Here is a 7310-nt window from a genome sequence, read left to right on the forward strand (position 1 = left end):
GGCATGTGAATCGCCGCACTATACAGGCCTTACACATGAACGCACCCGATCACTCCGCCAGCGAGCAAACAACCGACTTGCATTAAACGGGGCATCCACACATGGCGTCTCGCTCATGCCCTGCAAGGTCTGGTCGCTGCGCGTCCAGACTGGACAAATCCGGCAAGGGGCCGCTGGCGCGGCCTATGGCAAGATCGGAAGCCCCGGCAAGCGGTGCCGGGGCTGCTTTATTGCGGATCGCGGCCTTTGGCCTGTCAGATTCCAAAGATTCTTGACTCATGCATCGCGGCATCGCTGTGCTTGGCAGTCCTGTCTGTCAGGCACTTCCACCCCAATCGTCAGGCAAAACTGACCCATTTTGCCAGTTCATAGAAATCCGGCCAGTTGGTATCGAGGACCACAGGTATCGAGTGCAGCTTGACAGAAAACGTCTATGGTGGCGTTGAAGGACGGAGACCACTTTGAACATAGATGATTTTATTACCCGCTGGATGGCATCTGGTGGCAGCGAACGGGCCAATTTCCAACAGTTCGCGATCGAGTTGACGCAGCTTCTGGACGTTCCCGCCCCAAAGCCTGCCACAGCCGACGCCCAGAACGACGATTATCGTTTCGAGCGGCCCGTGACCTTCATCCACACCGGCACGCAGTCGCGCGGTTTCATCGACCTTTACCGGCGCGGCTCTTTCATCATGGAGGCCAAGCAGGGCACCGGCGCGGCCATTGCTGACGAAGACCAGCTTTCCCTGCTGTCCGTCACGCCAGCCGTGCAGCGAAAAGGGCACGGTATGCGTGGCTCGAAACGGTGGGATGACACCATGCTCCGCGCCCGCAACCAGGCCGATGGCTATGCCCGCGCGGTGGCGCGCGAAGATGGCTGGCCCCCGTTCCTGCTGATCGTGGATGTGGGCCATGTGATTGAGGTCTATTCCGACTTTTCGGGCCAAGGGCAGGGCTATACCCAGTTTCCGGACGGCAACCGCTATCGCATCACGCTTGACGACCTGCGCGACGATGCGACCCTTGCCCGCCTGCATGCCATCTGGAACGATCCGAACAGCCTCGACCCAACGCGTGTCAGCGCCCAAGTCACGCGGCAGGTGGCGGGGCATCTGGCCGAGCTTGGCAAGTCCTTCGAGGCGCAGGGCCATGCGCCCGATGCCGTGGCCCGTTTCTTGATGCGCACCCTGTTCACCATGTTTGCCGAGGACGTGCAGCTTATTCCGGAAAACGCCTTCACTAAACTGCTTCAGGATCGGCGCGGGCATCCCGAACACGCCGCCCCCATGCTGCAAAGCCTGTGGGAAACGATGAACACGGGCGGCTTTTCCCCGGCGCTGTCCTGCGACCTCAAACGCTTCAACGGTGGCCTGTTCAAGGACGCGACCGCGCTGCCCTTGTCCGAGATGCAGCTTGGCCTGCTGATCCAGGCCGCGTCCCACAACTGGCGCGAGGTCGAACCCGCAATCTTCGGCACCTTGCTGGAACGTGCCCTCGACACGCGACAGCGCCACAAGTTGGGGGCGCATTACACGCCGCGCGCCTATGTCGAACGGCTGGTAAACCCTACGGTGATCGAACCACTACGGGCCGAATGGCGCGACGTGCAGGCCGCTGCCGTTACGTTGGCCGCCCAGGACAAGCTGAACGACGCCCGCCAGACCGTCCTCACTTTCCACCGGCGTCTGTGCGAAGTGCGGGTGCTGGACCCCGCCTGCGGATCGGGGAACTTCCTCTATGTCGCGTTGGAGCTGATGAAGCGCCTGGAGGGCGAGGTTGTGGCCCTGCTACGAGAGCTGGGCGAAGATCAGGACGCGTTCGCGCTGCAAGGCCACACCGTGGACCCCCACCAGTTCCTTGGGATCGAGGTGAATCCCTGGGCCGCCGCCGTGGCCGAACTAGTGCTGTGGATCGGCTATTTGCAATGGCACTTCCGCACCCACGGCAAGGCCAGCCCCTCTGAACCCGTGTTGCGCGATTTCCGCAACATCGAGAACCGCGATGCCGTGCTGGCCTATGACGGCACCCGCCCTCGGTTGGATGCCGCAGGCCAGCCGGTGACGCGGTGGGACGGGATTTCCACCATCCGGCATCCGGTCTCGGGCGTTCTGGTGCCGGACGCGGCGGCGCGGGTTCCAGTGCTGGACTATCTGAAACCCCGCCCTGCCAAATGGCCGCAGGCTGATTTCATCGTCGGCAATCCGCCCTTCATCGGGGCATCGCGTATGCGCGAAGCCTTGGGCGACGGCTATACCGAAGCTTTGCGCGCGGCCTATCCGAAGATGCCGGAAAGCGCGGATTTCGTGATGTTCTGGTGGGAAAAGGCGGCGCTGGAAACGCGGTCTGGCAAGGCGAGGCGGCTTGGCTTCATCACCACCAACTCCCTGCGGCAGACCTTTAACCGGCAGGTGTTGGAGCCGCATTTAGGTGCGCCCAAAAAGCCGCTGTCGCTGATGTTTGCCATTCCCGATCACCCCTGGGTCGATGCGGGAGATGGCGCGGCGGTGCGGATCGCTATGACCGTGGCGGCGGCAGGAAAGGCACCGGGACGGCTGTTCACCGTCACCGAGGAACGCAAGGGCGAGCGCGAGGCCGAAGGGCGGCCCGTGACGCTTTCCGAGCAGGTGGGCAAGATCTTTGCCAACCTGCGGGTGGGTGCGGATGTGGCAGGGGCTAAGGCGCTACGGGCGAATGATGGTATTTCATCACCGGGGGTAAAACTGCACGGCGCAGGCTTCATCATCACCCCCGCTGAAGCGCAGGCGCTTGGCCTTGGCACTGTGCCGGGGTTGGAGGCGCATATCCGCACCTATCGCAACGGCCGAGACCTGACCGCCACCCCGCGCGGCGTCATGGTCATCGACCTGTTCGGCTTGACCGAAACCGAGGTGCGGACCCGTTTTCCAGCCGTTTACCAGCATGTCTTGGACAGGGTGAAACCCGAGCGCGACCACAACAACCGTGACAGCTACAAGCGAAACTGGTGGATTCATGGCGAGCCGCGCCGCGATCTGCGCCCTGCGCTGGAAGGTCTGCCCCGCTATATAGTTACTGTTGAAACGATGCAGCATCGTCTTTTCATGTTCATGGATGGTGAGGTTCTGCCTGACAATCGACTTGTGGTATTTGGGCTGGAGGATCCCGCGCAAATCGCAGTGCTTTCTTCGCGCATCCATGTTGTTTGGTCACTTGCGGTTGGTGGGGTTCTCGAAGATCGACCTGTTTACAATAAAACAGTTTGCTTCGACCCCTTCCCCTTCCCGGACACGACCGAAGCCCAAAATGCCCGCCTTCGCGGTTTGGGCGAGGAACTGGACGCGCATCGCAAGGCTCAGCAGGCCGCGCATCCTAAGCTGACCCTGACAGGCATCTATAACGTGCTGGAAAAACTGCGGGCGGGTGTGCGGATCGAGGGCAAGGACAAGGAAACCTACGATCAGGGCCTTGTCGGCATCCTGCGCGATATTCACGACCGCATCGACGCCGAGGTTGCCGCCGCCTATGGCTGGCCCGTCGATCTGGATGACGAAACCATCCTGACGAACCTGGTCGATCTGAACCGTGCCCGTGCCGCCGAGGAAGCTGCGGGTCATATCCGCTGGCTGCGCCCCGAATACCAGAACCCTGCCGGCCACGCCGCCGTTGCCAAGGGAAAACAGGCAGAACTGGACGTGGGAGAGGTTGCCGAGACCGAAGGCAAGGCGCTGTGGCCCAAGGCCCTGCCCGAACAGATCGCCGCCGTCCGCGCCGTCCTGTCGGATATGGGCGAGGCCACGCCGGAGCAGATTGCCCGCCAGTTCAAACGCGGCCGCGCCGCCTCGGTGAAACCATTGCTGGAAAGCCTTACCGCCCTTGGGCAAGCCCGCCTGATCGAAGGCGGCCGTTTCGCGGCCTGACGCGACAGCTTTGACGGTCGGATACCCAGGATGTATCAATCTGGAGTGTCGATCGTTTCGTAGGTTTGATGCCGACCGTTTCCGCAGAGGTCATATGAATACCAGGAACGCCGTTTCCGAGCTATGCGAGTTGGTCATCCGCGTGGAGCCTTCGGCCGCGCACGAAGGGGAGTTGGACTGCATCGTTGAATTGCGGCTGGCCTCAGGAGACGTCGATCTGGGCGACGAGACCTGCGAAATTTCAATATCGAAATTGACGCTGTCTCTTGATCTTGAAGGCTCGACTCCGGTGCCGGGAAGCCGCTTCGGTGAACCGCGCAAACAACCGATCTCTGAGATGGACAGGGTTGTCACCCAGGAGAATGAGGTAGACACGGCTTTCAAAGCGTCAGCAAACGCAAATCTTGACATAACCGGTCCATCGCTTGGAGCCTCTGCTTCAGGCGAACACAAGGCGTCGGTGCGGCGGGAAACCGTCCTGACCGCACATGACCGTTTCGTGCACCACCGAGTGAAGGCGCTACCGAACCTCCGTTGGGAAGTCAGGGAATCAGACGACAGCCGGCTCGACGGGACCTACCTGGAAAGTGACAGCTTGCTGCGGTTTACTCGCGCGGAGCGAGCTAATCGAACAGCTTTGCTGGCGCGTGCGACTGTGAGACAGAGGGATATCACATTCGGCCAAGCCGTGAGGGATCCAATTTCCTGGAATTACTTCAAAAGGTTCAGCACAACACAGCGTCACCTGTTGGATATATTCATCGCGAAGTCGATAGATTCTGCGTTGCGCAGACGCGGGAAATACGTTGGCGAAATTACGTTGTCTTCTGCGCATATCGAATTGCCAGATGCGGAGTGAGGCTAGCCTTCAGGAGCTGTTGGATTACGGAACTCTTGAAGCTGCCTTCGAGCGCGTCGCCGCGACGTCTGGTGAATTCTTGGAAGTTTGCGTCGCGCTGAGCCTCGACCCTGCACGGGATTTTCGCTTCAGCAACCTTCGGGATGTTGATTTTTCGATGGCCGACCTGCGAGGGTTCGATTTTCGCGGCGCAGACTTGCGTGGCAGCTACGGTGCTGACGTCATTTTCGACAACAGCACCAATTTTGAGGGGGCCGATCTCCAAGGATCATGCTTTGCGTCCTATTACCGAGAGCTCCTGCTTTTCAGAGACAACCCGATGGCCACCCGCATGTATCGCACTTTGCTCGAAGGCGATCCTTTCGAAATTTCCGGCTGGCTGCATGAACGATTTAGAAATCAGCGCGAGAGCCACTCGATCCTGAAGAAGGCAGACCAACAGACTGCGGCAATCCTCTGCCAGAAGCTACTCGCCGACGACATCGACCTGACCAAGCGCACCGACCTGTTCTACTTCCTCAAGAGCATCACCAGCTCGCGCACCGAACTCCGCGAGCTGATGCTAAGCATCTTCGCGCGGCAGAGCGAGAACACGTCGCTGATCGAGAGATTCACGACTATCGCATCCAGTCTTCATGGAGATGATCCGGAGGTCAGGGGCATAATCGTGCAACTCTGCGCGGCAAAATCTCCGCGTGTCCGCCTGTCCGCGTTCAAGGCGAGCGCGAGCACCGGCATCTTCATGCAGAATTTCATAAATATGAAGGAGCTTTTCCTGCGTCCGGAGAACGCGGGCCTTCGGAAGCAGCTGATCCTTGAGGCCGCCACTGGCCTTGGGCGGCATCACGTGGCTGCCGTCAATCGAGCGGCGCTGCTGGATGACGTAGGTGGAGGAGATGTCTTGGATCTGCCCGAACTTTTCGAAGACGCTGCGGGAGCGCAGATTGCCGCAGCCATTCGGCATCGCCTTGAAGCTATCGAGACGCGGCTGAATCCAGAAGCGGCTTCCAATAAGAAGATCTCGTCCAGATCCTCGCCCATAACCACCTCGATCATCTATGAGAGGCAGGCCGAAGTCCTCTGTTCCGCGCCTGTGCTTCGCACCATCTTCGCCCGAGATGACCCTGTCCGGTCGATGGCCGCGAAGGCGCGGCTCGCTGCCCGACAGCAACGCGAACAAAAAAAGCAGGGCGCCTATTTCAAATGAACACCCGGAGTATGAGGCGTTCCCATCGGGTTGAATAGGCCGTGTTTCGTGGCTGCCTTTTTCGCTAACTTTGAAGTAATGTCCTACCCACTAGACGTATCATACCTCTTAGATCCCACATAGGCGAAGTGTAAAGGTCCGGTATGGACTCTTCGCGTCTATGACCTGACCTCGGCGGAACGGCGATTTGGGTCAGAAATCTGACGGAAAGCCAGAAATATCTGACAGACGACATGGCCGCTGCATCCTGACGCGGGGGGATTCGGACAAGCCGAACGCCGCCCGCGTGCTGTGCTGCGCGGGTGGCGCATTATCATCTTCGTCGGGGCGAGCTGCTGGCGCTGCGGGTGCTGGCGTCCAGGTCGCGCGAGATCGGCAGCGCAACGCGGGTGTCACGGTCGGGATATGGCTGGGGAAAACATGGGTCTGGCGGCAGGCGCGTCAAGCGATTTCAACCGAATATCCTCTTGATATGTTGAAATAAATTTATGGTTTGTGGTCGATTTTCCTTTCCTATGCGCCGAAATGCGTATATACAGATAACAGGGAAACGGGGAAAACCCCGGCCCTGCGGGAACCGGATAACCGGCCCGATCAGTCGCTAGAAGGAGAGCCACAAATGGCTGACAAGTTCGACCTCTACGCCCACGTCACCGACAGCATCATTGCCAGCATTGAGGCAGGCACCCCGGCATGGCGCAAGCCTTGGACCGGCGACAAGGGCGGCGCACCCTTCCCGCTGCGGAGCAACGGCGAACCCTATTCCGGCATCAACGTCCTGATGTTGTGGCTGGCCGCAGATGCCAAAGGCTACCGCGCCGCCCGCTGGTTCACCTACAAGCAGGCTCAAGAGGCAGGCGGTCAGGTCCGCAAGGGCGAGAAATCGTCAACCGTCGTGAAATATGGCACCTTTGAGCGCGAGGACGCGGAAACGGGCGAGGAACGCCGCCTGCCCTACCTGAAAGCCTACCGCGTGTTTAACGCCGAGCAGATCGACGGCCTGCCCGCAGAATACTACGGCATCCACGCCGAGCCTGCCCGCGACCTTGGCACCGAGGCCGACCCCGCCCTTGACGCCTTTTTCGCAGCGACCGGCGCGGACATTCGCACCAGCGACGAGCCACAAGCCTACTATAACCCCACCGAGGATTACCTCCACATGCCGCCGATTGCGACGTTCCACAGCGCCGCAGGCTACTATGCCACGCTTGCCCATGAAGCGACCCATAATGCCGAGGTTCGGATTATGCCGCGCCGATCTGCTAGACTTATTGGATTGCGGTTAGGCCGGCGCGGCGTGTCGGCATAATTCAGAGTCCTTCGAGGAATGCCAAGAGTTCGTCACTCG

At 60.2% G+C, this 7310-nt stretch carries 4 protein-coding genes; all 4 read left to right on the plus strand.

Features of this window, described 5'->3' with window-relative positions:
- Positions 1 to 461: 461 nt before the first annotated feature.
- The 4 genes from IT41_RS18685 to IT41_RS18700 all read left to right on the plus strand — a co-directional run bounded on the left by IT41_RS18685 (position 462) and on the right by IT41_RS18700 (position 7271).
- Entirely contained in the window at positions 462 to 3896 is a 3435-nt protein-coding gene (locus tag IT41_RS18685; RefSeq protein ID WP_036744198.1) for a class I SAM-dependent DNA methyltransferase, read from the plus strand.
- Between the two features lie 94 nt (positions 3897 to 3990).
- Positions 3991 to 4755, plus strand: coding sequence for a hypothetical protein (locus IT41_RS18690; protein WP_036744200.1), 765 nt, complete (start codon positions 3991 to 3993; stop codon positions 4753 to 4755).
- A gap of 19 nt (positions 4756 to 4774) precedes the next feature.
- Positions 4775 to 5962: a pentapeptide repeat-containing protein gene (locus IT41_RS18695; protein ID WP_175496465.1), complete on the plus strand. Its 1188-nt coding sequence runs from the start codon at positions 4775 to 4777 to the stop codon at positions 5960 to 5962.
- Positions 5963 to 6581: 619 nt separating this feature from the next.
- A complete protein-coding gene (locus IT41_RS18700; RefSeq protein ID WP_081967637.1) occupies positions 6582 to 7271 on the plus strand; it encodes an ArdC family protein in 690 nt (229 codons plus the stop codon).
- The last annotated feature ends 39 nt before the right edge of the window (positions 7272 to 7310 follow it).

It is taken from the genome of Paracoccus halophilus (genome assembly GCF_000763905.1).
In the GTDB taxonomy this organism is placed as follows: Bacteria; Pseudomonadota; Alphaproteobacteria; order Rhodobacterales; family Rhodobacteraceae; genus Paracoccus; species Paracoccus halophilus.

Excerpts from the sequence above, each read along its gene's own strand:
- IT41_RS18690 (WP_036744200.1), top strand. The coding sequence starts at position 3,991 with ATGAATACCAGGAACGCCGTTTCCGAGCTATGCGAGTTGGTCATCCGC.
- IT41_RS18700 (WP_081967637.1), top strand. The coding sequence starts at position 6,582 with ATGGCTGACAAGTTCGACCTCTACGCCCACGTCACCGACAGCATCATT.